Source organism: Flavobacterium sp. GNP008 (assembly GCF_056428965.1).
Window position 1 is genome coordinate 1,032,260 of sequence record NZ_JBWJVL010000001.1, and the last position, 25,570, is coordinate 1,057,829.

The 25,570-nt window shown below is 35.1% G+C and carries 27 protein-coding genes; 15 read left to right on the top strand and 12 right to left on the bottom strand.

Features of this window, described 5'->3' with window-relative positions:
• Window positions 1-198: 198 nt before the first annotated feature.
• The 8 genes from AC0608_RS04630 to AC0608_RS04665 all read left to right on the top strand — a co-directional run bounded on the left by AC0608_RS04630 (window position 199) and on the right by AC0608_RS04665 (window position 9,348).
• A complete protein-coding gene (locus AC0608_RS04630) occupies window positions 199-1,203 on the top strand; it encodes an AAA family ATPase (RefSeq protein WP_417998381.1) in 1,005 nt (334 codons plus the stop codon).
• Between the two features lie 72 nt (window positions 1,204-1,275).
• A complete protein-coding gene (locus AC0608_RS04635) occupies window positions 1,276-2,139 on the top strand; it encodes a DUF58 domain-containing protein (protein ID WP_478288290.1) in 864 nt (287 codons plus the stop codon).
• A gap of 114 nt (window positions 2,140-2,253) precedes the next feature.
• Window positions 2,254-3,885, top strand: coding sequence for a hypothetical protein (locus AC0608_RS04640; RefSeq protein WP_478288291.1), 1,632 nt, complete (start codon window positions 2,254-2,256; stop codon window positions 3,883-3,885).
• The gene (locus tag AC0608_RS04645; protein ID WP_417959129.1) at window positions 3,885-4,886 is read left to right on the top strand and encodes a vWA domain-containing protein; all 1,002 of its coding nucleotides are present in this window, start codon (window positions 3,885-3,887) and stop codon (window positions 4,884-4,886) included. Before AC0608_RS04640 ends, AC0608_RS04645 begins: the two co-directional genes overlap by 1 nt.
• Window positions 4,887-4,929: 43 nt before the next feature.
• Window positions 4,930-5,961 (top strand): VWA domain-containing protein, encoded by a 1,032-nt coding sequence (locus AC0608_RS04650; RefSeq protein ID WP_478288292.1) that lies wholly within the window; start codon window positions 4,930-4,932, stop codon window positions 5,959-5,961.
• Window positions 5,962-6,008: 47 nt separating this feature from the next.
• Window positions 6,009-6,767 carry a tetratricopeptide repeat protein gene (locus AC0608_RS04655; protein ID WP_478288293.1) on the top strand — a complete coding sequence of 253 codons (759 nt, stop codon included), beginning with the start codon at window positions 6,009-6,011 and terminating at the stop codon, window positions 6,765-6,767.
• Window positions 6,768-6,787: 20 nt separating this feature from the next.
• Entirely contained in the window at window positions 6,788-8,533 is a 1,746-nt protein-coding gene (locus AC0608_RS04660; protein WP_478288294.1) for a BatD family protein, read from the top strand.
• Between the two features lie 71 nt (window positions 8,534-8,604).
• The gene (locus AC0608_RS04665; protein ID WP_478288295.1) at window positions 8,605-9,348 is read left to right on the top strand and encodes a tetratricopeptide repeat protein; all 744 of its coding nucleotides are present in this window, start codon (window positions 8,605-8,607) and stop codon (window positions 9,346-9,348) included.
• 120 nt (window positions 9,349-9,468) lie between these two features.
• Here the strand turns inward: AC0608_RS04665 and AC0608_RS04670 are convergent, their stop codons facing one another.
• Complete coding sequence (locus AC0608_RS04670) at window positions 9,469-9,972, bottom strand: CvpA family protein (RefSeq protein WP_417959135.1); 504 nt, start codon at window positions 9,970-9,972, stop codon at window positions 9,469-9,471.
• 142 nt (window positions 9,973-10,114) lie between these two features.
• Here AC0608_RS04670 and AC0608_RS04675 point away from each other — a divergent pair, with 142 nt between their 5' ends.
• From AC0608_RS04675 to AC0608_RS04685, 3 genes are all read left to right on the top strand, one after another.
• The gene (locus AC0608_RS04675; protein ID WP_131990612.1) at window positions 10,115-10,471 is read left to right on the top strand and encodes a hypothetical protein; all 357 of its coding nucleotides are present in this window, start codon (window positions 10,115-10,117) and stop codon (window positions 10,469-10,471) included.
• A gap of 101 nt (window positions 10,472-10,572) precedes the next feature.
• Complete coding sequence (gene pheS / locus AC0608_RS04680; protein WP_417959136.1) at window positions 10,573-11,592, top strand: phenylalanine--tRNA ligase subunit alpha; 1,020 nt, start codon at window positions 10,573-10,575, stop codon at window positions 11,590-11,592.
• Window positions 11,593-11,663: 71 nt separating this feature from the next.
• Window positions 11,664-12,071 carry a hypothetical protein gene (locus AC0608_RS04685; protein ID WP_478288296.1) on the top strand — a complete coding sequence of 136 codons (408 nt, stop codon included), beginning with the start codon at window positions 11,664-11,666 and terminating at the stop codon, window positions 12,069-12,071.
• A 221-nt stretch (window positions 12,072-12,292) separates the two neighbouring features.
• Here AC0608_RS04685 and AC0608_RS04690 read toward each other — a convergent pair whose 3' ends face one another.
• The 4 genes from AC0608_RS04690 to AC0608_RS04705 form a co-directional block, all read right to left on the bottom strand.
• Window positions 12,293-12,511 (bottom strand): hypothetical protein, encoded by a 219-nt coding sequence (locus tag AC0608_RS04690; protein ID WP_417959138.1) that lies wholly within the window; start codon window positions 12,509-12,511, stop codon window positions 12,293-12,295.
• Window positions 12,512-12,549: 38 nt separating this feature from the next.
• The gene (locus AC0608_RS04695) at window positions 12,550-13,545 is read right to left on the bottom strand and encodes an NAD(P)H-dependent glycerol-3-phosphate dehydrogenase (RefSeq protein ID WP_417959139.1); all 996 of its coding nucleotides are present in this window, start codon (window positions 13,543-13,545) and stop codon (window positions 12,550-12,552) included.
• A gap of 310 nt (window positions 13,546-13,855) precedes the next feature.
• Window positions 13,856-15,019 (bottom strand): iron-containing alcohol dehydrogenase, encoded by a 1,164-nt coding sequence (locus AC0608_RS04700; RefSeq protein ID WP_417959140.1) that lies wholly within the window; start codon window positions 15,017-15,019, stop codon window positions 13,856-13,858.
• A gap of 4 nt (window positions 15,020-15,023) precedes the next feature.
• Window positions 15,024-15,788, bottom strand: coding sequence for a type 1 glutamine amidotransferase domain-containing protein (locus AC0608_RS04705; RefSeq protein ID WP_417959141.1), 765 nt, complete (start codon window positions 15,786-15,788; stop codon window positions 15,024-15,026).
• 86 nt (window positions 15,789-15,874) lie between these two features.
• Between AC0608_RS04705 and AC0608_RS04710 the strand changes: the two genes are divergently transcribed.
• Complete coding sequence (locus AC0608_RS04710) at window positions 15,875-16,771, top strand: LysR family transcriptional regulator (protein WP_478288297.1); 897 nt, start codon at window positions 15,875-15,877, stop codon at window positions 16,769-16,771.
• On the opposite strand, the gene nadD is transcribed toward AC0608_RS04710, so the two are convergent.
• The 5 genes from nadD to AC0608_RS04735 form a co-directional block, all read right to left on the bottom strand.
• A complete protein-coding gene (gene nadD / locus AC0608_RS04715; protein ID WP_478288298.1) occupies window positions 16,772-17,353 on the bottom strand; it encodes a nicotinate (nicotinamide) nucleotide adenylyltransferase in 582 nt (193 codons plus the stop codon).
• 55 nt (window positions 17,354-17,408) lie between these two features.
• Window positions 17,409-17,981: a guanylate kinase gene (gmk, locus tag AC0608_RS04720; protein ID WP_417959144.1), complete on the bottom strand. Its 573-nt coding sequence runs from the start codon at window positions 17,979-17,981 to the stop codon at window positions 17,409-17,411.
• Between the two features lie 96 nt (window positions 17,982-18,077).
• Window positions 18,078-18,938 (bottom strand): YicC/YloC family endoribonuclease, encoded by an 861-nt coding sequence (locus tag AC0608_RS04725; RefSeq protein WP_417959145.1) that lies wholly within the window; start codon window positions 18,936-18,938, stop codon window positions 18,078-18,080.
• Window positions 18,939-19,077: 139 nt separating this feature from the next.
• On the bottom strand, window positions 19,078-19,965 hold the full coding sequence (locus tag AC0608_RS04730; protein ID WP_417959146.1) for a DMT family transporter: 888 nt from the start codon (window positions 19,963-19,965) through the stop codon (window positions 19,078-19,080).
• Window positions 19,965-20,315 carry an arsenate reductase family protein gene (locus AC0608_RS04735; protein WP_478288299.1) on the bottom strand — a complete coding sequence of 117 codons (351 nt, stop codon included), beginning with the start codon at window positions 20,313-20,315 and terminating at the stop codon, window positions 19,965-19,967. The genes AC0608_RS04730 and AC0608_RS04735 overlap by 1 nt, the downstream gene beginning before the upstream one ends.
• A gap of 76 nt (window positions 20,316-20,391) precedes the next feature.
• Between AC0608_RS04735 and AC0608_RS04740 the strand changes: the two genes are divergently transcribed.
• On the top strand, window positions 20,392-20,847 hold the full coding sequence (locus AC0608_RS04740; RefSeq protein WP_478288300.1) for a DinB family protein: 456 nt from the start codon (window positions 20,392-20,394) through the stop codon (window positions 20,845-20,847).
• Window positions 20,848-20,972: 125 nt separating this feature from the next.
• Here the strand turns inward: AC0608_RS04740 and AC0608_RS04745 are convergent, their stop codons facing one another.
• Window positions 20,973-21,716: a DUF3298 and DUF4163 domain-containing protein gene (locus AC0608_RS04745; protein ID WP_478288301.1), complete on the bottom strand. Its 744-nt coding sequence runs from the start codon at window positions 21,714-21,716 to the stop codon at window positions 20,973-20,975.
• A 101-nt stretch (window positions 21,717-21,817) separates the two neighbouring features.
• Here AC0608_RS04745 and AC0608_RS04750 point away from each other — a divergent pair, with 101 nt between their 5' ends.
• Window positions 21,818-22,963, top strand: a complete 1,146-nt coding sequence (locus AC0608_RS04750) for a cystathionine gamma-synthase (protein WP_478288302.1) — start codon at window positions 21,818-21,820, stop codon at window positions 22,961-22,963.
• A gap of 127 nt (window positions 22,964-23,090) precedes the next feature.
• On the opposite strand, the gene AC0608_RS04755 is transcribed toward AC0608_RS04750, so the two are convergent.
• On the bottom strand, window positions 23,091-23,894 hold the full coding sequence (locus AC0608_RS04755) for a THC0290_0291 family protein (protein WP_478288303.1): 804 nt from the start codon (window positions 23,892-23,894) through the stop codon (window positions 23,091-23,093).
• Between the two features lie 277 nt (window positions 23,895-24,171).
• On the opposite strand from AC0608_RS04755, the gene gdhA reads away from it, so the two are divergent.
• Entirely contained in the window at window positions 24,172-25,515 is a 1,344-nt protein-coding gene (gdhA, locus tag AC0608_RS04760; protein WP_417959151.1) for an NADP-specific glutamate dehydrogenase, read from the top strand.
• The last annotated feature ends 55 nt before the right edge of the window (window positions 25,516-25,570 follow it).

Here is a 25,570-nt window from a genome sequence, read left to right on the forward strand (position 1 = left end):
ATTAAAATTGATAATTCTGCTATTTCAAAGTAGTTTTTTCAAAGTTCTTAAAAATATAAAAATTGTATCACAATACATCCTTAAAATTAGGACTTTTATTGAAGTTTTAACCAATTTTTAACATCTTACTTCTAAAAAAAAATTCAATTTGCACCTTCAAAACTTAGGCATTTAATTTAAGGTTATAAAAACAATAAAATGGAAGATAATACAGCAACTTTAGACATCAGAGCAATCAATGAAAAAATTGAAAGAGAGAGTGCTTTTATAGACCTTCTCACCATGGAAATGAATAAGGTTATTGTGGGTCAAAAGCACATGGTAGAGCGTTTGTTAATTGGTCTTTTAGGTCAGGGACATATTTTATTGGAAGGAGTTCCCGGATTAGCCAAAACATTAGCCATAAATACTCTTTCGCAAGCCGTACACGGATCTTTTAGCAGAATACAGTTTACACCTGATTTATTGCCTGCCGATGTTGTAGGGACCATGATTTACAACATTAAGCAAAATGAATTTTCGATAAAAAAGGGTCCTATTTTTGCTAATTTTGTTCTTGCTGATGAGATTAACCGTGCTCCAGCCAAAGTGCAATCGGCATTGTTAGAAGCGATGCAGGAAAAGCAAGTGACCATTGGTGATACTACTTTTAAATTAGACAGACCATTTTTAGTTTTAGCTACGCAAAATCCAATTGAGCAAGAAGGAACATACCAATTGCCTGAAGCGCAAGTCGATCGTTTTATGTTGAAAACAGTTATCGATTATCCAAAAATGGAAGACGAACGTTTGGTGATTCGTCAGAACCTAAAAGGAAGTTATGAGAAAGTAAATCCTGTAGTTTCAGTAGAGCAAATTTTGCGTGCTCAAGAAGCGGTTCGTGAGGTTTACATGGATGAAAAAATAGAAAAATACATACTTGATATTATTTTTGCCACAAGGTACCCGGAGAAATACAAATTGGCTGATTTAAAACCATTAATCAGTTTTGGAGCCTCACCACGTGGAAGTATTAATTTAGCGACTGCCGCAAAATGTTACGCTTTTATCAAACGTCGCGGCTATGTAATTCCAGAAGATGTTCGTGCTGTAGTTCATGATGTATTGCGTCACAGAATTGGTGTTACTTATGAAGCGGAAGCAGAAAACATTACTTCGGTTGATATCATTAACAAAATCGTAAACGAAATAGAAGTACCTTAAAAAGATTTAAGATTTTTGATATCTGATTTTAGATCTGAAATCAGCAATCGTTAATCAGCAATCAACAATCAAATGGATACAAAAGACCTTTTAAAGAAAGTCCGGAAAATAGAAATCAAAACCCGAAGATTGAGCGATCACATCTTTTCGGGGGAATACCACACGTCTTTCAAAGGACGCGGAATGACGTTCAGTGAAGTGCGTCAGTACCAGTACGGCGATGATATTCGTGCTATTGATTGGAATGTTACCGCACGGTACAACGAAGCGCATGTAAAGGTTTTTGAGGAGGAACGGGAATTGACCATGATGTTGATGGTAGATATTTCAGGATCTGAAAGTTTTGGTTCGAAAAACCAATTCAAGAAAGATATTGTCACGGAGATTGCCGCAACAATGGCTTTTTCGGCGACACAAAACAATGATAAAATAGGGTTGATTTTGTTTTCGGACGAGATTGAATTGTATATCCCTCCAAAAAAGGGACGATCGCACGTGCTGCGGATTATTCGGGAATTGATAGAATTTCAGCCTAAAAGCCGTAAAACAGATATTGCACAGGCCTTGAAGTTTTTATCAGGAACCCAAAAAAAGAAAGCAATTGTGTTTGTAATCTCTGATTTCATGTCAGACGATTACGAACAAACTTTGAAAATAGCATCCAAGAAACACGATATAACCGGGATTCGTGTGTACGACATTCGAGAAGAAAAAATGCTGGACTTAGGGATGGTTTCTATGCTTGATGCCGAAACAGGAGCAATCGAATTGATAAATACGGGTTCAAAATCAGTGCGAATGAATTATGAAAAACAATACCACGATAAAGTAATTTATTTCAAAGAAACATTCAGTAAATCAGGATCAGGTGTTGTAAATACACGAGTTGATGAGAGTTATGTGACAAAATTGCTGAGTTATTTTAAATCGAGATAAATCCGCTTATGGCCTCCTCGAAAGAGAGGAGATGATAGAGGATTAAAATTTTCACGATTCGGCTCGCTCTACTTTGGAGAGTGCTGGGGTGAGGAAAAAATATTTAATATAAAAATGAAAATTAGACTTTACCTACTATTATTGTTGCTTTCTACGGCTGTTTTTGCACAACAAAAGCAAGTAGTTACAAGTATTGACACGATTAAAAATAAAATTGGTGCCGAATTTAAACTGTCCATAAAAACTACTGTTGACACTTCATCTAAAGTAATTTTCCCAAAATTAAAAAACTTTGGTGCTTTAGAGGTGATTCAGTCTTATCCTATTGATACTGTAAAAATGGACGGCCGGTATGAATTAATCAAAAAATACGGTTTAACCCAGTTTGATTCCGGTAGATATGTTGTTCCAAGTATCAAGATTTTTATCGACAGTAAGCCGTTTATGACGGATTCATTGTTGGTAGAAGTGGCAAATGTTCAAGTGGATACTTTGAAACAAAAAATGTTTGATATAAAGGATATTGCTCCAGCGGATAATACAATAGGCGACTGGTGGAAATACCTGTTGATTGGGGCTTTGATTATTGGAATAGGATCTTTTATTTATTGGTTTATTAAAAAACGTCAGGAAAAGAAATTAATAGAAGAAATATATAAAACACCAATAGAGAGAGCGACGAGTTTGCTGGATACATTGGAGAAAAAAGAACTTTGGCAAAAAGGAGAAGTCAAAGCCTATTATAGTGAATTAACAGATATTGCCAGAAATTATATTGAAGAAGCCATAGAAATTCCAGCGATGGAAAGCACTACTTCGGAATTGATTCAGGGCCTTAGAGCGGCTTCTGTAAAAAAGAAAATGACGCTTTCGCAGGAAATTATCGAAAATTTGGAGCGTGTTTTGAAGCAAGCCGATTTGGTAAAATTTGCCAAATCAAAACCATTGGATTTTGAAATCACCGAAGACCGAAACAAAATTGAAAAAGCAATTCTGACATTAGACAATTCGATTCCAATAGAAGTGCCAGCGGAGCAAGATGTGTTATTGAACGAGGTACAAAGACAAAAACAGATCCAAATTCAATTGCGTAAACAAAGAAACAAGCGTATTGTTACTGCTGTGGTCGTTGTTCTTTTTTTATTAGCCGCAACCACTACTTTTTTCATTGTCACTAAAGGATTTAGTTATGTAAAAGACACTGTTATTGGGCATCCTACTAAAGAACTATTGGATGGCGAATGGGTTAAAAGTGATTATGGAAATCCGGGAATTATCATTGAAACTCCAAAAGTGTTAAAAAGAGTAGACTTGACTAAAACCCTACCTAAAGAAGGCATGGCCTTGATCAAAGAAATGCAATCTTTTGCTTATGGAAGTGTTCTGGATCGTTTTTACGTGATGGTTTCTACATTAAAATACAAACAGGAGACTGAAATTGATTTGGCAAAATCAATGGATGGAGCATTGCAATCTCTAGAATCTCAAGGTGCACAAAATATGATTGTCAAGCAAGAAGAGTTTGAAACCAAAGAAGGGGTTAAAGGAATAAAAGCATACGGTACCTTTTCACAAATTGACGGGGACAATAAGTCAAGTGCAAAAATGTATTATGAAGCATTGTTGTTCAGTCAAGAAGGTGGATTACAACAAATTTTACTTTTTCATGAAGAAGGGGACGCCTATGCGAATGCCATATCAGAACGAGTTTTGAACTCAGTCGAATTAAAACAAGCAACTAAATAATGGACAAAATAACGTTTTTAAACCCAGAGTTTTTTTGGCTGTTTCTCCTGATCCCAATAGCAGTTGTATGGTTGTTTCGTAAAAAGAACCACCAATCAGCTACATTAAAAATGAGTTCATTGCAAGGATTTAAAGGCTCCAATTCCTCTTTGACTAAGTTGAAGCCGATGTTGAATGTGTTCAGAATTTTGGCTTTATGCTCTTTGATTGTTGCTATGGCAAGACCCAGAACCGTTGATGTAAGTAATAAAACAAAAACGACCAAAGGAATTGATATTGTTATGGCGATAGACGTATCAGGAAGTATGCTAGCCAAAGATTTGAAGCCAGATAGAATGCAAGCGCTTAAAAGATTAGCGGCAGATTTTGTTGAGGAAAGACCAAACGATAGAATTGGCCTTGTTGTTTATGCTTCAGAAGCCTATACAAAAACGCCAGTAACCAGCGATAAAGCAGTTATTCTTGATGCCATAAGGAGTATTAAATACGACAACGTTTTAGTAGACGGGACAGGAATAGGAATGGGATTAGCTACCGCTGTCAATAGATTAAAGGACAGTAAGGCGAAGAGCAAAGTAGTTATTCTGATGACGGACGGGGTGAATAATGCTGGATTCATTGAGCCGGATACTGCTTCAGATATTGCAAAACAATACGGAATAAAAGTATATACCATAGGGATTGGAACAAATGGAATGGCAATGTTCCCTTATGCAATTGCACCTAACGGGAAGTTTCTCTTTCAAATGATGAAAGTGGAGATTGATGAACAAATGATGAAAAAAATTGCCAACAATACCGGTGGAAAATATTTTAGAGCAACCAGTAATAATAAGTTGGCCGAGATTTATGCAACAATAAATAAGTTAGAAACGACCGAAATTGAAGAACTAAAATTTTATGATTACGATGAAAAATTCAGACCGTTTATATGGTTTGCAGGTTTTTTATTGCTATTTGAAATAGGATTGCGAAATACGGTTTTTAAAAGCTTCATATAACATCAGTCTCAGTTCTAAAGGAACTGTGTTCAAAAGTAAAAAAATGGAATTAGACGAAAAAAAATATTTATACCTTCTTTTGATACTGCCGCTTTTGGTGGTTGTTTTTCTGGCTAATTTATATTGGAAAAGAAAAAAGCAACGCGAGTTCGGGGATTTAGAAATGGTTAAAAAATTGAGTCCAGAAAGTTCAGCTTTTAAACCCGTTTTAAAGTTTGGAATACTTCTCTTGGGGTTGGTTGGATTAATTTTGGGATTGGTAAATCCAAAAATTGGCACAAAAATGGAAACCGTAAAGCGAGAAGGAATCGATATTGTTTTTGCGATTGATGTCTCTAAAAGTATGTTGGCCGAAGACGTTGCTCCCAACCGGTTGGATAAAAGCAAGCAAATTGTCTCGCAAATTATCAATCAATTAGGAAGTGACCGAATAGGAATTGTTGCGTATGCCGGTAGTGCTTTCCCAGTATTGCCTATTACGACGGATTACAGCGTTGCAAAAATGTTTTTACAAAGTATGAATACGGATATGGTTTCCTCAGTAGGAACATCGTTCAACGAAGCCATCAAATTGTCTGCAACTTATTTTGATGATAAAAAAACGAGTAAGTTATTGATCATGATTTCAGATGGTGAAGACCACAACGAAGGAGCAGAGGCAGCAGCCGAAGAAGCCAATAAGTTAGGTATAAAAATCATTACTATTGGGGTTGGAACTGAAAAAGGGGGTACAATTCCATTGAAAAGAAATGGTATTGTTGAGGGATTTAAAAAAGACAATAACAATGAGGTTGTTATAACCAAACTGGTTCCAGAAAGCTTGACGGCTATTGCTAAAGCCACAAAAGGAGGCTATGTAAACGGTACTAATACGAAAGAAGTCCTAGATTATGTAAAGAATGCATTGGATAATATTCAAAAAACAGAGTTTGAAGCAACGGAAATGGCCGATTTTCAATCACAATTTCAATGGTTTTTAGGGTTTGCTTTTTTGTTATTATTTGTAGATGTTTTTCTATTGGAAAGAAAAACAAGTTGGGTTAAGAAATTGGATTTATTTAACGAAAATAAATAATTATTTCTAAAGGGTTTTAAAGCCTTTTGGATCTATAGATAGAATAAATGAAAAGATTTAAAATTTTAATAATTGCCTTTTTTATGTTCGCTTTTTCACGAACTACAGGTGTGTATGCACAAGAAAAAGATCGGATTTTGCCGAAAGCAAACAAGGAGTATGCCGAAAATAAATTTGTAGAGGCCGAAGCCATGTACAGAATTTCTGATTCTAAATTTCCGAATAAATCAGTTGCCCCTTTTAATCTTGGGAATACAATTTACAAACAAAAACAGTCCTCAGAAGCTAAATTTGCGTATGCGAAAGCATTAAAAAGTTCAACATCCAGACCTCAGAAACACCGTGCCTTTCATAATCTTGGGAATGTTTTTATGAACGACAAAGACTATACACAAGCAGTGGAGGCATATAAAAATGCGTTGAGGAATGACCCGACAGATGAGGAAACGCGTTACAATTATGCTTTAGCCAAAAAAATGTTGAAAGACAATCCGCCAAAAGACGATAAGAAAAAAGACGAGAAAAAGGATAAAGAAAAAAAAGAAGATAAAAAGGACGATAAGAAAGACGGCGAAAAAGATAAAAAAGACCAAGACAAAAAAGAAGACAAAGGCGATCAAGACAAACAGAACAAAGATCCTAAACCAAATGAAAATGGGGAGCCAAAACCAGCACCGGGTGGGATCTCTAAAGATCGCTTGGAAAATCTCCTAAATGCAGTAAACAGAGAAGAAAAGAAGGTTCAGGATAAAGTGAATGCTAAGAAAGTTCAAGGAAAGCCAGTTAGAACAGAGAAGGATTGGTAGTTCAATTAGATAGTTTGAAAATGAAGAAATATATAGCAGTGATTGTTTTACTGGTAAGCAACTTGCTTAGCGCTCAGGTTCAGTTTGAGGCTCGAGTAAGTAAAACTACGCTAGGCTTGAATGAAAGGCTGCGTATTGATTTTATGATGAATGTAGACGGAGATAATTTCGTACCGCCGTCTTTTGAAGGATTCAGAATTATTGCTGGACCGAGCCAGCAAGTAAGTCAGTCGTGGGTAAACGGAAGAAGTTCTTTTGAAAAAGCGTACTCTTATTTTCTGGTACCAAATCAAAAAGGGACATTTGTTATCAAGCAGGCAGCGATTGAGTACAACGGTCAAATTTACAAAACGGCACCTGTAAGAATTATTGTGACCGCTGCCATAGAACAGCTTAGAGATCCTAACGATTCTCAGATGTCTGGGGATGAAAACCTATATCTGGTTGCTGATGTTTCTAAAACAAATCCATACATCAACGAACCCATTACGGTAGTGTACAAATTGTATTTTGCTAACATTGGAATTTCAAATTTAGGAGAATCAAGTAAGCCTAAGTACAATGATTTTTGGAGTCAAAATATCGAAATCAAACAACTGGCTGCTGAAGAAGGAATTTTCAAAGGCCAGAATTTCAGGTTTATTGTACTGAAAAAAGTAGTGCTTTATCCACAAAAATCTGGTAGACTTAAAATTGAGCCGTTATCATTATCGGTAGATGTGCAATTGCCAACGAACCGCAGGGATGTTTTTGGCCGAATGATGCTCACGGAAACTACTAAAAGAGTTTCTGCTGGTGCCAAAACCATCACGGTTAAACCACTTCCCGAGGCAGGAAAACCAGAGAATTTTTCTGGAGCAGTTGGGAATTTTGACTTTAAAGTTATCCCGTCAAAGACTAATTTAAAAAATGGAGAAAGTCTTAATTTAGTAGTAAGTGTAACGGGTAAGGGAAATTTGAAATTATTTAGTTTACCAAAACCGGTCGTGCCAAATGCACTAGAGATGTACGATGCGATTCACAGTGAGGACATCAGTACCTCACTTATGGGCATGAGCGGAAAAATCTCAGACAGCTATACTATAATTCCACAGTACAAAGGAAATTATCCAGTAAAGCCATTGCAGTTTTCATATTTTGATTTGGGTTCAGGAACCTATAAAACAGTAAGTTCTCCAGAGATAATGATTAATGCCCTCGATGGCCCAACACCTGCTGATTCTTCTGCAACTGATGGCAACAAAAATAAAATTTCGAATGTAGAGGAATTCAAATCTATTAAACTAAAGAGCTCTCTATCTGCGATTGAGAAGAAGGATTTCTTTGGGTCTAATCTATTTATCGGATTGCTATTGCTGCCTTTTTTACTGGTACCTCTGATTATAGTGTTCAAAAAGAAAAAAGAAGCTATTGATGGGGATATTGCCGGGAACAGAATCCGAATGAATAATAAACTGGCTAAGAAATATTTATCTGAAGCTAAGAAACAAATCAACAACAAAGAACTGTTTTACATTGCGTTGGAGAAAGCCATGCACAATTTCCTAAAAGCAAAATTGCATATCGAAACATCTGAAATGAGCAAGGATAATATTCAGGACCTATTGCTGTCTCGAAATGTAAAACCAGAGGTGGTTAATGATTTCATTACGCTTACCGAGAATTGTGAGGTAGCGCGTTATGCGCCTTCGTCAAGTGTTGCGATACAACAGGATTTTGATAAGGCGGTATTTATAATCTCTGAACTAGAGAAGCAAATGGCCTAACATAAGGACAAAAGTTAATCTTAAGGAAACAAACTTACCCATTTATGCCTTCTTGGTTAAAAAACATAAAGATGAAAAACATACTATACATACTCTTACTTTCAACCCAGATTTTCTTTGCTCAAAACGGCTTTGAAAAAGGAAATGCGTATTATCAAAAGGGAAAATATAGTGAAGCTGTTGCAGCTTATGAAAACGTTTTGACAGAAAAAAAACACTCCTCTGAATTGTATTTCAATTTAGGGAATGCCTATTATAAATTGAATCAAGTAGCACCTTCAATCTACAATTATGAAAAAGCATTGGTTTTAAATCCTAATAATACCGATGCAATTAACAACCTGAAATTCGCTCAAAAACGAACTATCGATGAGATTAAAGTAATCCCAAAAGTAGGTTTTGGAAAATTACTTCGCGATTTTACAGGGATTTATGACTACGATACTTGGGGATGGATTTCTGTAGTGCTGAGTTCAGTTTTCCTAATTTTCTTTATTGGGTATTATTTTTCAGAAAAAACACTGTGTAAAAGGATTTTCTTTTTGGGTATGTTTCTGGTTATTTTTATAATGCTAATGACAGTATCAGCAGCAGTCATTGAGAAAAGCCATTTTGATACAGAAAAACCAGCGATCGTTTTTGCCGAAAGAACAAATGTAAAAAGTGAACCCAGAGATGGCGGTCAGCCAATATTTGTGCTGCACGAAGGAACAAAAGTATATGTGGAGGAAGCCATTGGGAAATGGAAAAAAGTACAACTGACGGATGGAACTGAAGGCTGGATCGAGAGTAGTGCAATTAAGGAAGTGAAGTAGTAACTTTAGTCTTCAGCAGTTAAAATAAATCAATCAAGAAGCAATATCATTAATGGCTTTACAAAACCGAAACTAAAAAGAGGAACATTGCACTATTTATATTACTAGTCCACACGCTCATCACTTCTTCTTTAAACTACTATACCATTGTTTTAATGACGGATACATGTATCCGGCAGTTTTTTGAATGGGATTGTAAAACATTGAATTGTCCAATGTTTCTTTTTTGGCTAAAATATGATTGAAATTTATTTTTTCGAAAACCGCAAAGACGATACTGATAATCAAAACTGTTTTTAATACTCTAAAAAAACCACCACCAACTTTATTCAACCACCCTAAAAAAGCAAAATCGGCTATTCCTGTCAGGAATTTTCCTAATAGTGAGACCATTACAACCACAGCAATAAAAGTGAGTATAAAGGCAACAACTTGAATGGTATTGGGATTCCATTTCACAAATCCTACTAAAATATCCCTCATGAAAGAAGAAAATTTCACTGCAAAATAAATTCCTGCCAACAGCGAAACCAACGAAGCTAATTCTATAAAAAGACCGTTTTGCAGGCCTTTATAAAAAGCAAAGGCAAGCAGTACGCCCAAAATGATATCTAAAAATCCCATAATACTCAATTAAGAAAAATAAAAGTGCAAATATAAAAGAATTCTTCTTTACCATTGCCAATTTTCAAGTTCTTATCTTTGCCCAAATAATTTTATAAAATATGGATTCATAATTCATAATTTATAACTCATAACTAAAGAAATGTCAAGAGACACACAACTTAAAGAACGCTGGGAACAGCTTGTCAATATACTTTCCAATCAATTTTCTCAAGGTGAGGATTTAGATCTCGACGCTATTATTTATCTAATTGGCGTACAAGAACTCGGGAAAGTACACAGTGAATACAAGAAAGACGAAAAACTAAACCTGATGCACATCGCCATTTGTAGGTTATTAGAGCCGTATGGTTTCTATGAATTCGAATTTTTTGATGAAGAAGGATGGCCCCATTACAAAGTAAAAGAGGAACTACCACCACTAAAAGCTGGAGAACAATCGGTTTTGATGAAAGAAGCCATTGTGAATTATTTTCTGGAAAGAGAACTTATTTCGTAATTTGCAATCGCAGTCTCTGTTTTCAGAACGAATCTACTGAATACTGAGACGGTAAACTGAAAACTTTTCCCTAAATTTGCACTCTCAATTATTGGATGAAAATGATAGACAAGATAAAAGAATATATTGGCGAAGCACAAGCTTTTTCAACGCAAGATACAGCCGAATTAGAAACATTTCGAATTAAATTTCTGGGAAGCAAAGGACTTTTAAAAGACCTTTTTGCTGAATTTAAGAACGTTCCTAATGACCAAAAAAAGGAATTCGGACAGGTGATCAACCTGCTTAAAACTTCTGCTGAAGATAAAGTAAAAGCCATACAGGATACTTTGGAAAACAAAGAAGAAAGTAAAGGGTTTTACGGCGATTTGACCCGTTCAGCTGAGCCTATGATTATTGGTTCCCGTCATCCTATTTCATTAGTAAAAAACCAAATTATAGATATCTTTTCAAACATTGGTTTCAATGTTTCTGAAGGTCCTGAAATTGAAGACGACTGGCACAATTTTACCGCATTAAACTTACCGGAATACCATCCGGCACGTGATATGCAAGACACGTTTTTTATTCAAACGAATCCCGATATTTTGTTGCGCACGCATACATCATCTGTACAAGTGCGTTACATGGAAGAAAACAAACCACCGATTCGTACTATTTCTCCGGGAAGAGTATTCCGTAATGAAGCTGTTTCGTCCCGATCACACTGTATTTTTCATCAAGTCGAAGGGTTGTATATTGATAAAGACGTTTCTTTTGCCGATTTAAAACAAACACTTTTGTATTTCACCAAAGAGATGTTTGGAAAATCAAAAATACGATTGCGTCCTTCCTATTTCCCCTTTACGGAGCCAAGTGCTGAGGTGGATATTTATTGGGGTTTGAAAACAGAAACCGATTATAGAATTACCAAAGGAACCGGTTGGTTAGAAATCATGGGTTGCGGCATGGTCGATCCTAATGTTTTGAAAAATTGTGGTATCAATCCTGATGAATACAATGGTTTTGCCTTCGGGATGGGAATCGAAAGAATCGCTATGTTGTTGTATCAAATCGGCGATATTCGCATGTTTTATGAAAATGACGTTCGTTTCTTAGAACAATTCAAATCCTCAATTTAGTCAAAAATTATAAAGTCGAACGAAATACCTGTTTTAGACTTCACTTGCCTCTAATGCATTAAGAATAACGTATGAAAAAAGACATAATCATCCCCGAAGTAGAAAACGTATTCCTGGCAGCAGTTCAGGAATGGAGTGACGATTTTATGGAAAAAGTGTGGTATGCCTATTTGGTAAATGACAGTGATTTTCTTATTGAAAGTGTCATGGTGGTTTCTAAAGCTTTTGGAACGATTGATGGCGAAATGAAAAAAACATCACTCTTACGCCACGCTTTTGTAGCAGTGCCTCCGGTGTCAGTAAAAAAAATTGAAATGATTGAAAAAACTGTTTTGGCACTCAACAATGAGTTCATGCTTACGTTTTTTATTGGAGACAAATTATACGATAAAAAATTCATTTTCAAAGCACATTCGATCCATGAGGATTTTGTGGAAGAGGTGCCTATTTTATTTGTTGATGGTGTTATCGTGAGGTAGGTCAGTACTATTTTCTATTCCTGTTTTTTTCTTCCAACTAAAATAACCGACCACAAATATCCCGGCTAAAATCAAATAAATTATTCGGAGTAAATTTTTTTAGACAAAAAAGCATCTTCAAAAGACATTTCTAATAAGGTAAATTAGCCATGGTAAAAGAGACAGTGCCTCCCCAAATCACCCCAATTTAATCTGAAATATCTATCTTTTATTCATAAAGATTATTTAGCGGCTTGTTGTTTAACCTTGGATTTCCAAGTGAAATAACCTAAAGCAAATATCCCTACAAGAATGTAAGCAGCTGCTCGAATATAAAAATTAGCGGTAGCAGCCTGTTCCGAAAAAGGGATTTCTTTGATGTCGAATAAAACATTGAAAATTGTCATAAACATACCCCAAATTCCGCCAGTTTTAATTTGATATTTCCATCTTTCACTCATGAAATGATTGTATTTTAATTGTTACACCTACAGGTAAATTAATCCAGTTTATCAGTAAGTTTTTTAAACACGGATTTAGCGTCCTGACCTTCATACAGAATATTGTAAACGGCATCTATAATTGGTGTTTTGGCGCCATAGGCTTGATTGAGTTTATAGGCGCTTTTAGCAGCATAATAACCTTCGGCAACCATACTCATTTCCATCATTGCTGATTTAACCGTGTAGCCTTTACCAATCATATTACCAAACATTCTATTTCTGGAAAAAACGGAATAACCCGTAACCAATAGGTCTCCTAAGTAAGCGGAATCATTGATGTTGCGTTTCATTTTGTGGACTTTTTTGATGAATTTTTTCATCTCACGGATTCCATTACTCATTAACACGGATTGGAAATTATCTCCGTAACCCAAACCATGAGCAATACCAGCAGCAATGGCGTAAATATTTTTTAACATGGCCGCATATTCTGTTCCAATAATGTCATCAGTAATTTTAGTCTTGATGTAGTTTCCAGACAAATTTTTAGCGACAATTTTTGCCTTATCGGGATCTCCACAAGCAATAGTGAGATATGATAGGCGCTCCATTGCCACTTCTTCAGCGTGACAAGGACCAGTAATTACACCGATGTTGTAATACGGAATGTCATATTTTACATGAAAATGTTCCCCCACAATCAAACTCGTTTCGGGAACGATTCCTTTAATTGCTGAAAAGATTATTTTGTCTTTTAATGAAACGGTTAATTTTTCTAATTCGGCATCTAAAAAAGCAGAAGGAATAGCAAAGATTATGTAATCAGCATACGCTACAGCTTCATTAATATCGCTGGTCAGTTTTAGTTTTTTGGTATCAAATTCAACAGAACTTAAATAATTTGGATTGTGCTTGTAAGTTACAATGTGTTCTATAGCAGCTTCATTACGCATGTACCACGAAATTTCGGTGAGATTTACACATAACATCTTTGCTATTGCTGTCGCCCAACTTCCACCACCAATTACTGCGAATTTTATATTTTCTGGCATTTTTTTATTGAATTTAATCAAAAGTACTTAAAAAACTGGTACTTAAACAAATTAAATTAATGCCAAAAGCCCAGTATTCACATAGTTCTAGGGTGTGGTTTTCCTAATATTTTATATTTGGATTATTTTTTTTGACTTATCGTTGCAATATAATTATCTGTATTCCGTTATATATAACTATTGTTTAGTATTTTAACACAATTATGTGAGTTGAGTTAGTTAGTTATATTTTAGAATTTTAAAAGGCGTTCCCAAGATGAGAACGCCTTTTTTTATGCTGTTAATAACAGTTGACATTGTTTTATTTGAATTAATAACTCATCTCAACAATTGATTTCAGTTTGTCTAAAGTAATATTTTGTTTTTCCCCTAATCCGATCCAACCTCTTTCCTCAAAACGATTCACAATGAAATCTGCGGTATGATCATAATCTTTAGTATAATCGGATAGTTTGGTTTGCATACCCATAGTATGGAAAAATGCTACGGTTTTATTGATGGCTTCATTAGCAATTTCATCTTCAGTTCCAGTCAAATTAAAAATACGTTTCCCGTATTGTGCTAATTTTTCTTTTTTTGTCTCAAACATTACTCGGTATAAATTTGGACCAACAACTGCCAGTGTTCGCGCATGGTCAATTCCGTACAAAGCTGTTAACTCGTGCCCAATCATGTGCGTTGCCCAGTCACTTGGAACTCCTTTTTGGATTAATCCATTCAATGCCATAGTACAACTCCACATAAAATTAGAAGCTAAAGCGTAATCAGTAGGTTTTTCTACTACATCTGGGCCAATTTGAATCAAGGTTTGCAGTATGCTTTCTGCAATTCGGTCTTGAAGATATCCTTCGTGCGGATACGTCAGGTATTGCTCTAAAACGTGAGTGTAAGCATCCACAACTCCGTTTTGTAATTGTCTTTTTGGTAAAGATTCAATTACGGTTGGGTCGCAGATAGAGAATTTTGGAAACAAAGCGCTACCGCCAAATGATAATTTTTCTTGAGTGGATTCGATAGTAATGACTCCACCAGAATTCATTTCGCTACCTGTAGCCGGTAAGGTAAGTATGGTCCCAAAAGGAATTGTCGTAGTCAAATCAGTAGTCATTATTCTTTTTTGAAGAATATCTATTGGATTTCCGTCAAAGTGAGCCGCAGCCGAAATAAATTTAACTCCGTCAATTACGGATCCTCCTCCTACTGCAAGAATAAAATCAATGTTTTGTTCCTTAATAATAGCAACGGCTTTCATTAATGTTTCAAAATGTGGATTTGCTTCTATTCCTGCAAATTCCACAATATCAAAACCTTTTAGGTTCTTGATCACCTGTTCGTGAATTCCATTTTTAAAAATACTTCCTCCACCATAAGCTAAGAGAATTTTTGCACCTTGAGGTACTAAAGTTGGTAATTTTTCAATTTGTCCTTTTCCAAAGATTAAATTGGTAGGATTGTATAGTTCGAAATTTAACATGTTATTATTTTTTTGAATTCAATTGGTTTAATAATTTTTCTGCAACTAATTTAGAAGAGGCTGGATTTTGTCCCGTAATCAATAAACCGTCTTCTACGGCATAAGGCTGCCAGTCACCTATTTTTGAATAGGTTGCGCCATTCGCTTGCAAAGCGTCTTCCAGTAAAAAAGGCACTACATCAGTTAATCCTACAGCTGCTTCTTCTGTATTAGAAAAACCAGTTATTTTTTTTCCTTTAACTAAAAATTCGCCGTTCACTTTTACGTTTTTCAATACTGCTGGTGAGTGACACACGAAAGCAACTGGTTTGTTATTAGTATAGAATGCTTCAATCAATGCGCTAGAATTTTTATCTGTGGCTAAATCCCATAATGGACCGTGACCTCCCGGATAAAAAACGGCATCGTAATCAGATTCTTTTATATCTGCTAATTTATGTGTATTCTTAAGTTTAGTCAATAGTTCCGTGTCAGTATCAAATCTTTTGGTGTCATCAGTTGCAGCTGATGGATCTTCGCTTTTTGGATCAATCGGTGGCTGTCCGCCTAGTGGAGTAGCAATGTCAATGGCAACACCTTTATCCAATAATTCGTAATATGGAGCCGCTAATTCTTCTGTCCAAAATCCTGTTTTCTCTCCCGTGTTACCTAATTTATCGTGACTGGTAACAACAAATAATACTTTTTTCATACCTTTTTTATTTTGTGCAGTTGCAATGATGCAAGTTGCGGTTAATGCTATAATGGTAAATAGTGCTATTTTATTCATTTCTAATTTACTTTATGCAAATTTAGCTTGAATATGCTATTAGTAAAAATAATTTAAATTATGTTTGTGATAAATATACTTATATCATGGTTAATCTCGAATGGTATCGAACCTTTAAATCGGTTTACAAAAACGGAAATTTTTCTTTGGCAGCCAAAGAATTATTTATCAGTCAGCCTGCGGTAAGCCAACACATTTCTATGTTAGAAGCGCATGTTGGGTATAAACTTTTCAACAGAAAGTCTAAAGGTGTAGAACCAACAGAATATGCTAAGTTACTCAATAATTTAATCATCGAGGCATTAGACCGTTTAGAAAATGTGGAGTATGGTTTTCGTGCCAAAGCATTCAATGCAAATCGATTAATTTCAATTGGAATTTCTAAACATCTGATGCGTAGTTTAGGGAGTTCTTTGGTTTCTAAATTTGAATTTATTGATTTTAGCTTTCATGAAAATGATTCGCTCTTTGAATTGGTCGATTCTAAGAAACTCGATTTTGCCATTGTTACCAAACAATTTGATACGTTTGACACGATTCAAAAAAAGGTTGGGGAAATTAAACAAGTAATTGTAGGTTCAAATGCCATCGATGCGTCTGAATTAAAATCAACAATTAAAACTAAAAATTTAGATGCCGTCGAACATTGGTTAAACGACCAAAAATGGTTCAGCCACAATGCACAGATTCCACACATCAAATTGTTTTGGTTGTATGTTTTTAATAAAAAAAGACCTTCGATGATCCCTAATTATATCATTCCATCCGAATACGAAATGCTCGAAATAATTTCTAAAAACAGTGGAGTAGCGGTTGTATGGAATTGCAATGCGAAAAGTTTAATAGCAGAAAAAAAAATACAATTGTTGTGGGATAGCAGTCAAATGCCAAGTACAGAAGTGTTTTTAATGTCTGGTAAAAATGACAATCTAAGTACTGTTTTTGATAATATTCAACTAGAATTAAAAAGAGTTTTGTCGTAATTATTTCTTGTAAAAGTTATTATGATCAATATATTTCCAAACTTTCGCAGGCAATAAGGGCTGCACGTTTTTTCCTTTTTTAATATTATCCCGAATGAATGTAGCCGATATTTCAACAACTGGTGCATCAATCGTGTGGATTTTTGGATGGTCCTTAAACATTAGGTTCTCTGCTTCTATAGAAATTCGAGGATACACATAAATCTCATGATTTTCAAGAATAACTTCGTAGTTTTTCCATTTGTGTAAAGATTTTAAATTGTCTTCGCCCATGATTAAGGAGAACTCATAATTTGGATATTTTTCCTGTATGTGGACTAACGTATTCACAGTATAATTGGGCTGTGATAATTTGAACTCAATATCCGAAGGTTTTATTTTTGGAAAATCTTCGGTGGCAAGATGCACCATTTGCAACCGGTGGTAATCATCGAGTAAAGTGTGTTTTTTCTTCAAAGGATTGTGTGGTGTAACCACCATCCATACTTGTTCTAAATCAGCATGTTCCACCATGTGATTGGCAATGATCAGATGTCCAAGATGTATGGGATTAAAGGTTCCGAAATAAAGTCCTATTTTCATTACTTTAAAGATTTAAAAATTGGTAATAACTTTGATTTTTTCAATTCTTTAACTTTTAATCCTTAACATAATTCTTTACCAATTGATACGCTTCTTCTAAAGCAATATCTAAATCGTAATTTTTTATAATAACATCAAATTGCGGCGCCGTGGCTAATTCGACAGATGCTTTTGCAATACGCATATTGATTTTGTCTTCACTTTCAGTAGAGCGCTCCTTTAATCTTCTTTTTAGTTCATCTACACTTGGTGGTTTCACGAAAACAGCTAAAGTTTCTTCGGGGAATTTATGTTTGATGCGCAATCCGCCAGACACATCAATATCAAAAATCACATTTTTTCCTTTGGCCCAGATTCGTTCCACTTCACTTTTTAAGGTTCCATAGAAATTATCACGATAGACTTCTTCCCATTCTACAAAATCTTCGTTTTTGATGTGCATTTTAAATTCTTCCAATGACATAAAGTAATAATCTTTTCCGTTTACTTCTTCGCCACGTGCTTCACGTGTTGCTGCGGAAATAGAAAATTCTAGATTCAAATCTTCTTTGTTTAATAAATGCCTAACTATGGTCGTTTTTCCGGAACCAGATGGTGCTGAAAAAACAATTAATTTTCCTTTTTTCATTATTTTATGCCTTTCCTACACGTTATTTTGAAACAGTGTAGGTATAATTAATTTATTGTAGAAAGCAACAAGGTATTTAAAATCTTGCGTGTAGCCTTATAGCACATTAAGCACTTGTTCCTTGATTTTTTCTAATTCATCTTTCATCTGAACTACTAATTTTTGCATTTGTGCATGGTTGGATTTTGAACCCATCGTGTTGATTTCACGTCCCATTTCTTGCGTGATGAAGCCTAATTTCCTTCCGTTGGCTTCAGTTCCATTGATGGTTTCCAGGAAATAATCCAGGTGATTGGTCAAACGCACTTTTTCTTCGGTGATGTCTAATTTCTCTAAATAATAAATCAATTCCTGCTCGAAACGATTTTCGTCTACATTTACTTTAAGTTCTGAAATTGCAGTTTGCAAACGGTCTTTTATGGCCTGTACGCGTTCTGGATCAAGTGCTAAAGCTTCGGTCATGTAGTGACGAATATTGCCTATTCGCAATTGAAATTCTTTTTCAAGAGACATTCCTTCATCTTTTCTAAAGTTCAAGATGTTTTGTAACGCTTCTTCGACAACAGTTTGGATTTGAATCCAATCGTTTTCATCAATCTCATCCCGTTCTATTTTCATAGTATCCGGCATGCGAATAGCCATTTTCATAAGTTCCGTTTCATCAGCGTCAGCATAGACTTCTCTTAACTGGTTGATGTATGCTTTAACAATCGGTACGTTCACTTTCGTAGAAGTTTGTTCCGCGGTACTTTCGATAAAAATAGAAAAATCTACTTTTCCTCTTTCCAGTTTTAGTGCGATTTGGTTGCGTAAACCCAATTCCATTTCGCGGTACAGCGAAGGCATTCTCACATTCAAATCTAAACCTTTACTGTTTAGGGATTTTGCCTCTACGGTGATTTTTTTGGTTGGTAATTGCAAAGTCGCTTTGCCAAAACCCGTCATTGATTGTATCATATATTTTTCTAAAAGAGGTCAAAGATACTAAAAAAGTGGTCAGTGGTCCGTTTTTAGTATTTAGTGCTTTTTTTTGTAAATAGGTTTGGACTTGTAAATGAATTGAAATTAGAAGATTAAATTAACGACTGAACACTGATTACTGAATACTCTTTTTCTGGGTCACTAAATAAACGCCTACAAATATTAAAATTGCCGATACAATCTTGACTAAACTTAATTCATCTTTCCCCAAGCCAATTGCAAAAACTGATGCGAATAGCGGTTGTAAATAAATAAAAACGGCAACGGTCGTAGGTTTTAATTCTTTCATCGAAAGTAAATTCAGTAAATAGGTAAGAAAAGTCGAAAAAATAACTACAAATCCTATTTTCCAACAAATGTCTATTGGTAATAAAGTCCATTCAACAGCGTTAAATTCGCTCCATCCAAAAGGCAAAACCATAAGAAACCCTAAAAGATAAATCCATTTTACAAACGTAAAAGCATTGTACTTGTCCATTAATTTCTTGACAATAATTAAATAAAAACCATAAGAAATAGCATTGACCAAAACGAGAAAATTTCCCAATCCGGCGTTTGTTGCGCTGCCAATAGATTTTCCATAAAGTATTAGAAAAGCGGTACCTATCAAACCAAGGATGATCCCAAAAACCATACGTTTTGGCATGCGTTCCTTCATTATCAATGCCGAAAGTGTCAAAACTATCATAGGCGTAGATACCATAATTACCGCGGCACTAATAGGCGAAGTTAGGCTTAATCCTTTGAAAAAAGTAAGCATGTTAAAAGCTACACCAAAGAAGGCAGCTGCAAGAATTCTAGGAAAATCATTTAGTGCAATTCTTTCTTTTGGCATAAAAAACCAAACCAACCAAAACAAAAGCATAGCACCACCAGCTCGTAACATAATAAAACCATAAGCATCAATGTACAAGGGCATGACATCCTTGGCAATGGTAAATGTAACGCCGTAAATTATCGATACGATTGTAGCGCCAATGAGCGCACCATTTCTTTTCGACATTACATCAACGCTTTCATTACCTGCAACATGTTTTGTTGTGTATTTCCAATGTAAATTTTGTCTTTGATAATAAAAACAGGTCGGCTTAAAAAAGTATAATGATCCAGAATGTATTTCTTGTAATCGTCCTCTGTTAAAGCTTTATTCTTTAAATCCATCGATTTGTACAACTGTGCCTTTTTGCTGAAAAGGGCTTCGTAACTTCCGGAAAGTTCGCGCATTTGCTCTAATTCTGCTAGAGTAATTGGGTCTTGCTTGATGTCATGAAACTTAAAATCATATTCTTTCGGTAAAGATTTTATAATTTTTCTGCAGGTGTCGCAAGAAGCGAGATAGTATATTTTGTCCATGTAATTAGCGATTTATTTGTGCAAAGAAAAATCATTTGAGACGGAAAATGATTAATTTTATCAAAAAATTAGAAAAATGAATCAAACATTCGATGTCAACACTACCAGCAGAAATATGGTTTCAAAATTTCTAACGGCACATACTTTAGAGCAACTCAATAGGATACCGGAAGGATATAAGAACAATTTAATTTGGAATATTGGTCACATTATCGTTACCCAACAACTTTTAGTATACAAGCTTTCGGGTTTGCCTATGATGATTTCGGAGGAATTAGTTGAAAAATATAGAAAGGGAACTAAACCGGAAGATATTGTAACGCAAGCTGAAGTAGATGAAATAAATGCGTTATTGTTAGAAACTATTCATCAAACTAAAGCTGATTTTGACAATAAAAATTTCAAAAATTACAATGAATATCCTACTTCAACGGGTTTTACTTTAAAAAGAGTTGAAGATGCCTTAGTATTTAATAATTTTCATGAAGGGCTTCATATCGGTATTATGATGAACCTTAAAAAGTTTATTTAATACTTAAATGTGCTATTTGATACATTAAATTCATTGCATTGCTTTTCAAATAAAAGTGTATAAAATCCTTTTTTGAACTAAAATTTAAAAAAGGATTTTTAATAGTATTTAGAAGGAAACGGATTTTAAATAATTACTAAATATGCCTCTATTTCTTTATAAGGCAATAGTATTTCTTTAGGTCCATCAGCATAGGACGCCGCTTCATAGGAATTGTAATACAGGAGTAATCCTTTATCAGTATAAAAAATGTTTTGAGGAAGTTGAAATTTTTCTTTTTCAAACATTAAACCAGTTGCATTGATTGATTTATTAGCAGGAATTTTATATTTGGTTCTGAACTTTTTTTCGACAAAAGCAGTAAAAGCCTCCTTGTCACTAAATAATTCGTCATTTGCTAAAGATTTTCCAGTACTTGGATCAAATATCAAAGAGCGTAATCCTTGATAACCATGAGCACCACCAGTGTACGTGTAATGTTTTATTTCTATATTCAATACATTTTCAGATTGGTATAGCACAGTTCCTTCAATTTTCGCTTCCCAACCAAATTTATCTGCGGGAAATTCTTTCTGAAGTTTTTCATAGGAATCTATAAATGAAGTTAATAAGCCGTTGTAGTCTTTTGCGGTGTATGGCTTTTCACCAAAATATATTATCTCTTTCAATACTGAAAAGACTTTTTTGTTGATGCTATCCGCCACAACAGGGACGGCATTTGCAACAGGTATTTTTACAAGAATAGAGGGGCAGTTTTCCTTGCAAGGTATTGTTGTTGTTTTTTGAAAAGTTTCCTCTTCAAAAACCAATTCATTAGAACATTGGGCTGCTGAAAAAAGGAGTAAAGTATATATGAAAAAATGTTTCATCACAAAATTGTTAATTAAATACAAAGGTACCTACTTGTGGCTTGGTTAAAATAAATTAAAAGGTAAATTTGTAAAACAATTTTGCATTAAAAATTCAACTTATGAAATTCAATACTAAAGTGATTCATGGTGGACAACACCACGACCCAAGTACGGGGGCAGTAATGCCACCTGTATACCAAACGTCAACCTTTGTACAAACAAGTCCTGGGCAACCTATAAATCCGGATTATGAATATAGTAGGGCCGCAAATCCAACCCGTAGTGCTTTGGAAAATGCGCTAGCGAGTATAGAAAATGGAACACGTGGATTGGCCTTTTCATCAGGATTAGCGGCCACAGATTGTGTTTTGCGTTCTTTCAAATCAGGTGATGAAATTATAGCGATGGACGATTTATACGGCGGAACCTACAGAATGTTTACTCGTATTTATAAAGATTCCGGTATAAAATTCCATTTTGTAGATATGAATGACATAGAAAAATTTAAGTCATTAATCAATGAAAACACGAAATTAGTTTGGGTAGAAACACCAACGAATCCATTGATGAAATTAGCGGATATTCAGGAGATTGCTAAAATCACAAAACTTAATAAAATCCTTTTTGCAGTTGACAATACTTTTGCTACACCCTATTTACAAAAACCATTAGATTTAGGCGCAGATATTGTGATGCACTCAGCTACTAAATATCTTGGAGGGCACTCGGATGTGATCGCGGGAGCCTTGATTGTAAAGGATGAAGCACTCGGAGAACAATTACATTTTCAACAATTTGCCACAGGCGCTACATTGGGACCAATGGATAGTTTCTTAGTACTTCGAGGGATAAAAACCTTGCATTTGCGTGTGGAAAGGCATTGTGAAAATGGTGGTAAAGTGGTGGAGTTCTTAAATAACCATCCAAAAGTGAAAACGGTATATTACCCGGGATTATCCTCTCATCCATATCATGAAATTGCCAAAAAGCAAATGAGTGGTTTTGGAGGAATGGTATCCTTTACCTTTGTTTCTGGTAAAAAAGAAGAGGCCATAGCGTTTCTGGAAAAATTAAAAGTTTTTACACTTGCGGAATCTTTAGGCGGTGTTGAATCACTGGCAAATCATCCGGCTTTAATGACACACGCTTCCATTCCGGAAGAGAAACGTGCAGCAATTGGAATCACTGATGATCTTGTTCGACTAAGCGTTGGTATTGAGGATGCTGAGGATTTAATAACAGATTTGAAACAAGCATTGGCTTAATAAATCATGTAGTTCCTTTCGTTGTCTTTTGAAGTGTTTTACGATTGGAATCAGACATAAAAAAACCTCAGTTCTAAACTTAGAATTGGGGTTTTATCTTCTTTAATAGCTAATATTTCCTTGAACGTTATAAATAATAGATATAACCTACATTGAACCACACTAACCAGTCATTTGCCTTATTCTCTTTATAAATTTCCGGATTAGGATTTAACCCATCTACCCAATTAGAAAAGAAATACTGCATTCTTAAGTCAACCATTACATCCGATAAAGGGGTTAGTTTATAGCGGGTTCCTACACTAGAGACTATGGACCATACCGAATCACTTTCGCTAGAAAAGCCATAAGGGCGACCCTCTGTTGGGGTTAAATATTTTGGGAAAGTAGTCAATGGTGTTCCTAAAGGACCTAATGTTGAAGAAGCTTTTGAGGTGTAATAACTAAATTGACCTCCAACGCTAATAAAGGGCCCTAAGCTTCCTGTGCGGGCTGTAAAATCCCGAATGCTAAAGGGGAAGTATTCTAATTGTATTCCTAAGTTAGTAACGGCAGTGTTTCCGGTCATGGCTCGCAATTGCTGTGCACCCAAAGACGTTTTAGCAGGAGCAACTTCTTCGCCAAAATGTTTTAAATTAGTTTTGTTATAGGATAGCTCAGATCTCAGTTTAAAATGATCATTAAAATACGTTTCAGGCGTGTAACAATTACATTCGGCTTTGTACGAAAAATTTAAATAATGAATGATCCCAATCCCAATCCCAGTATTCCCAGAGTTTGTAGACAAGTTATTGCGTTCCCCATAATCAGATTGAAAAGCAATAGGACCGGCAATAATTCCGACCTCATGTGAAAAACCACCGAATTGCGCACTTGCTTTATTAGAAAATCCAATAAGAATTAATATAAGAAGTGTCGCTTGTTTGATCATTATGGGTAAAATTTTCAAATCCTGACAAATATATAAAAACATCATTCATTTATTAAAATAAAAGCAAAATTAAAAATAAGCAGACAAATTCTTATTTATTTACGAAAGTGGTGGTCATTAGGTTTAAAAGCGTATATCTTAAACATAATTGTTAGCGAATGGGTAATAAAAAAATAATTCTATTGATAAATAAAAAAAACTGAGTCTGAATATTTTTATAAAATGTATCTTTGTGAATTATAACGAAATCGTTTTCTTAATTAATTACTTATAATCTATGTTACTAAAAGTAAATGATTTTATGGCTCAAGTTGAAGCCAAGAATCCAAATGAACCTGAATTTATTCAAGCTGTTAGGGAATTTGCAGAAACTGTAATTCCATTTATTGCAGAGCAAAAAAAATACGATGGAAAAAATTTGCTCCTTAGAATAGCTGAACCAGAACGTTCGATTATATTTCGTGTTCCATGGGTAGATGATAATGGAGAAATTCTGGTAAATAGAGGTTTTAGAATTCAAATGAACTCTGCAATTGGACCATATAAAGGCGGGATACGTTTCCATCACACGGTAAATTTATCCGTTCTTAAGTTTTTAGCCTTTGAACAGGTATTCAAAAATAGTTTAACTACTTTGCCAATGGGTGGAGGAAAAGGAGGCTCTGACTTTGATCCACAAGGAAAATCAGATGGTGAAGTAATGCGTTTTTGCCAGTCTTTTATGACGGAATTATGTAGACATATTGGACCACAATTAGACGTTCCTGCGGGAGATATTGGCGTTGGAGCTAGAGAAATAGGGTATTTGTTTGGTCAGTATAAAAGAATTAAAAATGAATTTACCGGAGTTTTAACAGGTAAAGGATTGGCTTATGGAGGCTCTTTAATAAGACCAGAAGCAACAGGATATGGGGTAGTGTATTTTGCAGAACAAATGCTTAAAACCATTGGTCAAAATATCAAAGGGAAAACCGTTTCAATTTCAGGATTTGGGAATGTTGCTTGGGGAGTAGCTTTGAAAGTAAATGATTTAGGAGGGAAAGTAGTTACTATTTCGGGTCCTGATGGTTACATTTATGATGAAGAAGGGATTTCAGGCGAAAAAATCGATTTTATGCTTGAGATGAGAGCTAGAGGCGATAACAGAGCCGAAGCGTATTTAGAGAAATACCCAAAAGCTGTTTTCCATAAAGACAAAAGCGTATGGGAAGTGAAAGTTGATATTGCAATTCCTTGTGCTACTCAAAATGAGTTGAATGAAGAAGATGCTAAAAAATTAATTGCAAACGGTGTTATTTGTGTAACCGAAGCTGCAAATATGCCATGTACATTAGAAGCGATCAAACAATTCTTGAAAGCCAAAGTACTTTTTGCACCAGGTAAAGCAGCAAATGCCGGTGGTGTGGCGGCTTCAGGATTAGAGATGACTCAAAACTCAATTCGTTTAAACTGGACGAGTGAAGAAGTGGACTCCAGATTGAAAGAAATCATGGTTGGAATTCACAATCAATGTAAAAAATATGGAACGGATAAAGAAGGATATGTAAACTATGTAAAAGGAGCAAACATTGCCGGATTTGTAAAAGTTGCCGATGCTATGCTGGCTCAAGGAGTAGTATAAATCGAATCTGATTATAAATGAAAATGCCTTCTGCCGATATATTGGTGGAAGGCAT

What these genes read in the sequence shown, in the direction of transcription:
- AC0608_RS04755 (WP_478288303.1), bottom strand. Translation starts at nt 23,894, where the DNA reads ATGATCAAACAAGCGACACTTCTTATATTAATTCTTATTGGATTTTCT.
- AC0608_RS04745 (WP_478288301.1), bottom strand. Translation starts at nt 21,716, where the DNA reads ATGAAACATTTTTTCATATATACTTTACTCCTTTTTTCAGCAGCCCAA.
- nadD (WP_478288298.1), bottom strand. Translation starts at nt 17,353, where the DNA reads ATGAAAATAGGACTTTATTTCGGAACCTTTAATCCCATACATCTTGGA.
- pheS (WP_417959136.1), top strand. Translation starts at nt 10,573, where the DNA reads ATGATAGACAAGATAAAAGAATATATTGGCGAAGCACAAGCTTTTTCA.
- AC0608_RS04655 (WP_478288293.1), top strand. Translation starts at nt 6,009, where the DNA reads ATGAAAAGATTTAAAATTTTAATAATTGCCTTTTTTATGTTCGCTTTT.
- AC0608_RS04685 (WP_478288296.1), top strand. Translation starts at nt 11,664, where the DNA reads ATGAAAAAAGACATAATCATCCCCGAAGTAGAAAACGTATTCCTGGCA.
- AC0608_RS04635 (WP_478288290.1), top strand. Translation starts at nt 1,276, where the DNA reads ATGGATACAAAAGACCTTTTAAAGAAAGTCCGGAAAATAGAAATCAAA.
- gmk (WP_417959144.1), bottom strand. Translation starts at nt 17,981, where the DNA reads ATGAAAAAAGGAAAATTAATTGTTTTTTCAGCACCATCTGGTTCCGGA.
- AC0608_RS04735 (WP_478288299.1), bottom strand. Translation starts at nt 20,315, where the DNA reads ATGGACAAAATATACTATCTCGCTTCTTGCGACACCTGCAGAAAAATT.
- AC0608_RS04705 (WP_417959141.1), bottom strand. Translation starts at nt 15,788, where the DNA reads ATGAATAAAATAGCACTATTTACCATTATAGCATTAACCGCAACTTGC.
- AC0608_RS04630 (WP_417998381.1), top strand. Translation starts at nt 199, where the DNA reads ATGGAAGATAATACAGCAACTTTAGACATCAGAGCAATCAATGAAAAA.
- AC0608_RS04750 (WP_478288302.1), top strand. Translation starts at nt 21,818, where the DNA reads ATGAAATTCAATACTAAAGTGATTCATGGTGGACAACACCACGACCCA.
- AC0608_RS04700 (WP_417959140.1), bottom strand. Translation starts at nt 15,019, where the DNA reads ATGTTAAATTTCGAACTATACAATCCTACCAATTTAATCTTTGGAAAA.
- AC0608_RS04710 (WP_478288297.1), top strand. Translation starts at nt 15,875, where the DNA reads ATGGTTAATCTCGAATGGTATCGAACCTTTAAATCGGTTTACAAAAAC.
- AC0608_RS04740 (WP_478288300.1), top strand. Translation starts at nt 20,392, where the DNA reads ATGAATCAAACATTCGATGTCAACACTACCAGCAGAAATATGGTTTCA.
- AC0608_RS04650 (WP_478288292.1), top strand. Translation starts at nt 4,930, where the DNA reads ATGGAATTAGACGAAAAAAAATATTTATACCTTCTTTTGATACTGCCG.
- AC0608_RS04645 (WP_417959129.1), top strand. Translation starts at nt 3,885, where the DNA reads ATGGACAAAATAACGTTTTTAAACCCAGAGTTTTTTTGGCTGTTTCTC.
- AC0608_RS04695 (WP_417959139.1), bottom strand. Translation starts at nt 13,545, where the DNA reads ATGCCAGAAAATATAAAATTCGCAGTAATTGGTGGTGGAAGTTGGGCG.
- AC0608_RS04725 (WP_417959145.1), bottom strand. Translation starts at nt 18,938, where the DNA reads ATGATACAATCAATGACGGGTTTTGGCAAAGCGACTTTGCAATTACCA.
- AC0608_RS04670 (WP_417959135.1), bottom strand. Translation starts at nt 9,972, where the DNA reads ATGGGATTTTTAGATATCATTTTGGGCGTACTGCTTGCCTTTGCTTTT.
- AC0608_RS04690 (WP_417959138.1), bottom strand. Translation starts at nt 12,511, where the DNA reads ATGAGTGAAAGATGGAAATATCAAATTAAAACTGGCGGAATTTGGGGT.
- AC0608_RS04660 (WP_478288294.1), top strand. Translation starts at nt 6,788, where the DNA reads ATGAAGAAATATATAGCAGTGATTGTTTTACTGGTAAGCAACTTGCTT.
- AC0608_RS04640 (WP_478288291.1), top strand. Translation starts at nt 2,254, where the DNA reads ATGAAAATTAGACTTTACCTACTATTATTGTTGCTTTCTACGGCTGTT.
- AC0608_RS04675 (WP_131990612.1), top strand. Translation starts at nt 10,115, where the DNA reads ATGTCAAGAGACACACAACTTAAAGAACGCTGGGAACAGCTTGTCAAT.
- gdhA (WP_417959151.1), top strand. Translation starts at nt 24,172, where the DNA reads ATGTTACTAAAAGTAAATGATTTTATGGCTCAAGTTGAAGCCAAGAAT.
- AC0608_RS04665 (WP_478288295.1), top strand. Translation starts at nt 8,605, where the DNA reads ATGAAAAACATACTATACATACTCTTACTTTCAACCCAGATTTTCTTT.
- AC0608_RS04730 (WP_417959146.1), bottom strand. Translation starts at nt 19,965, where the DNA reads ATGTCGAAAAGAAATGGTGCGCTCATTGGCGCTACAATCGTATCGATA.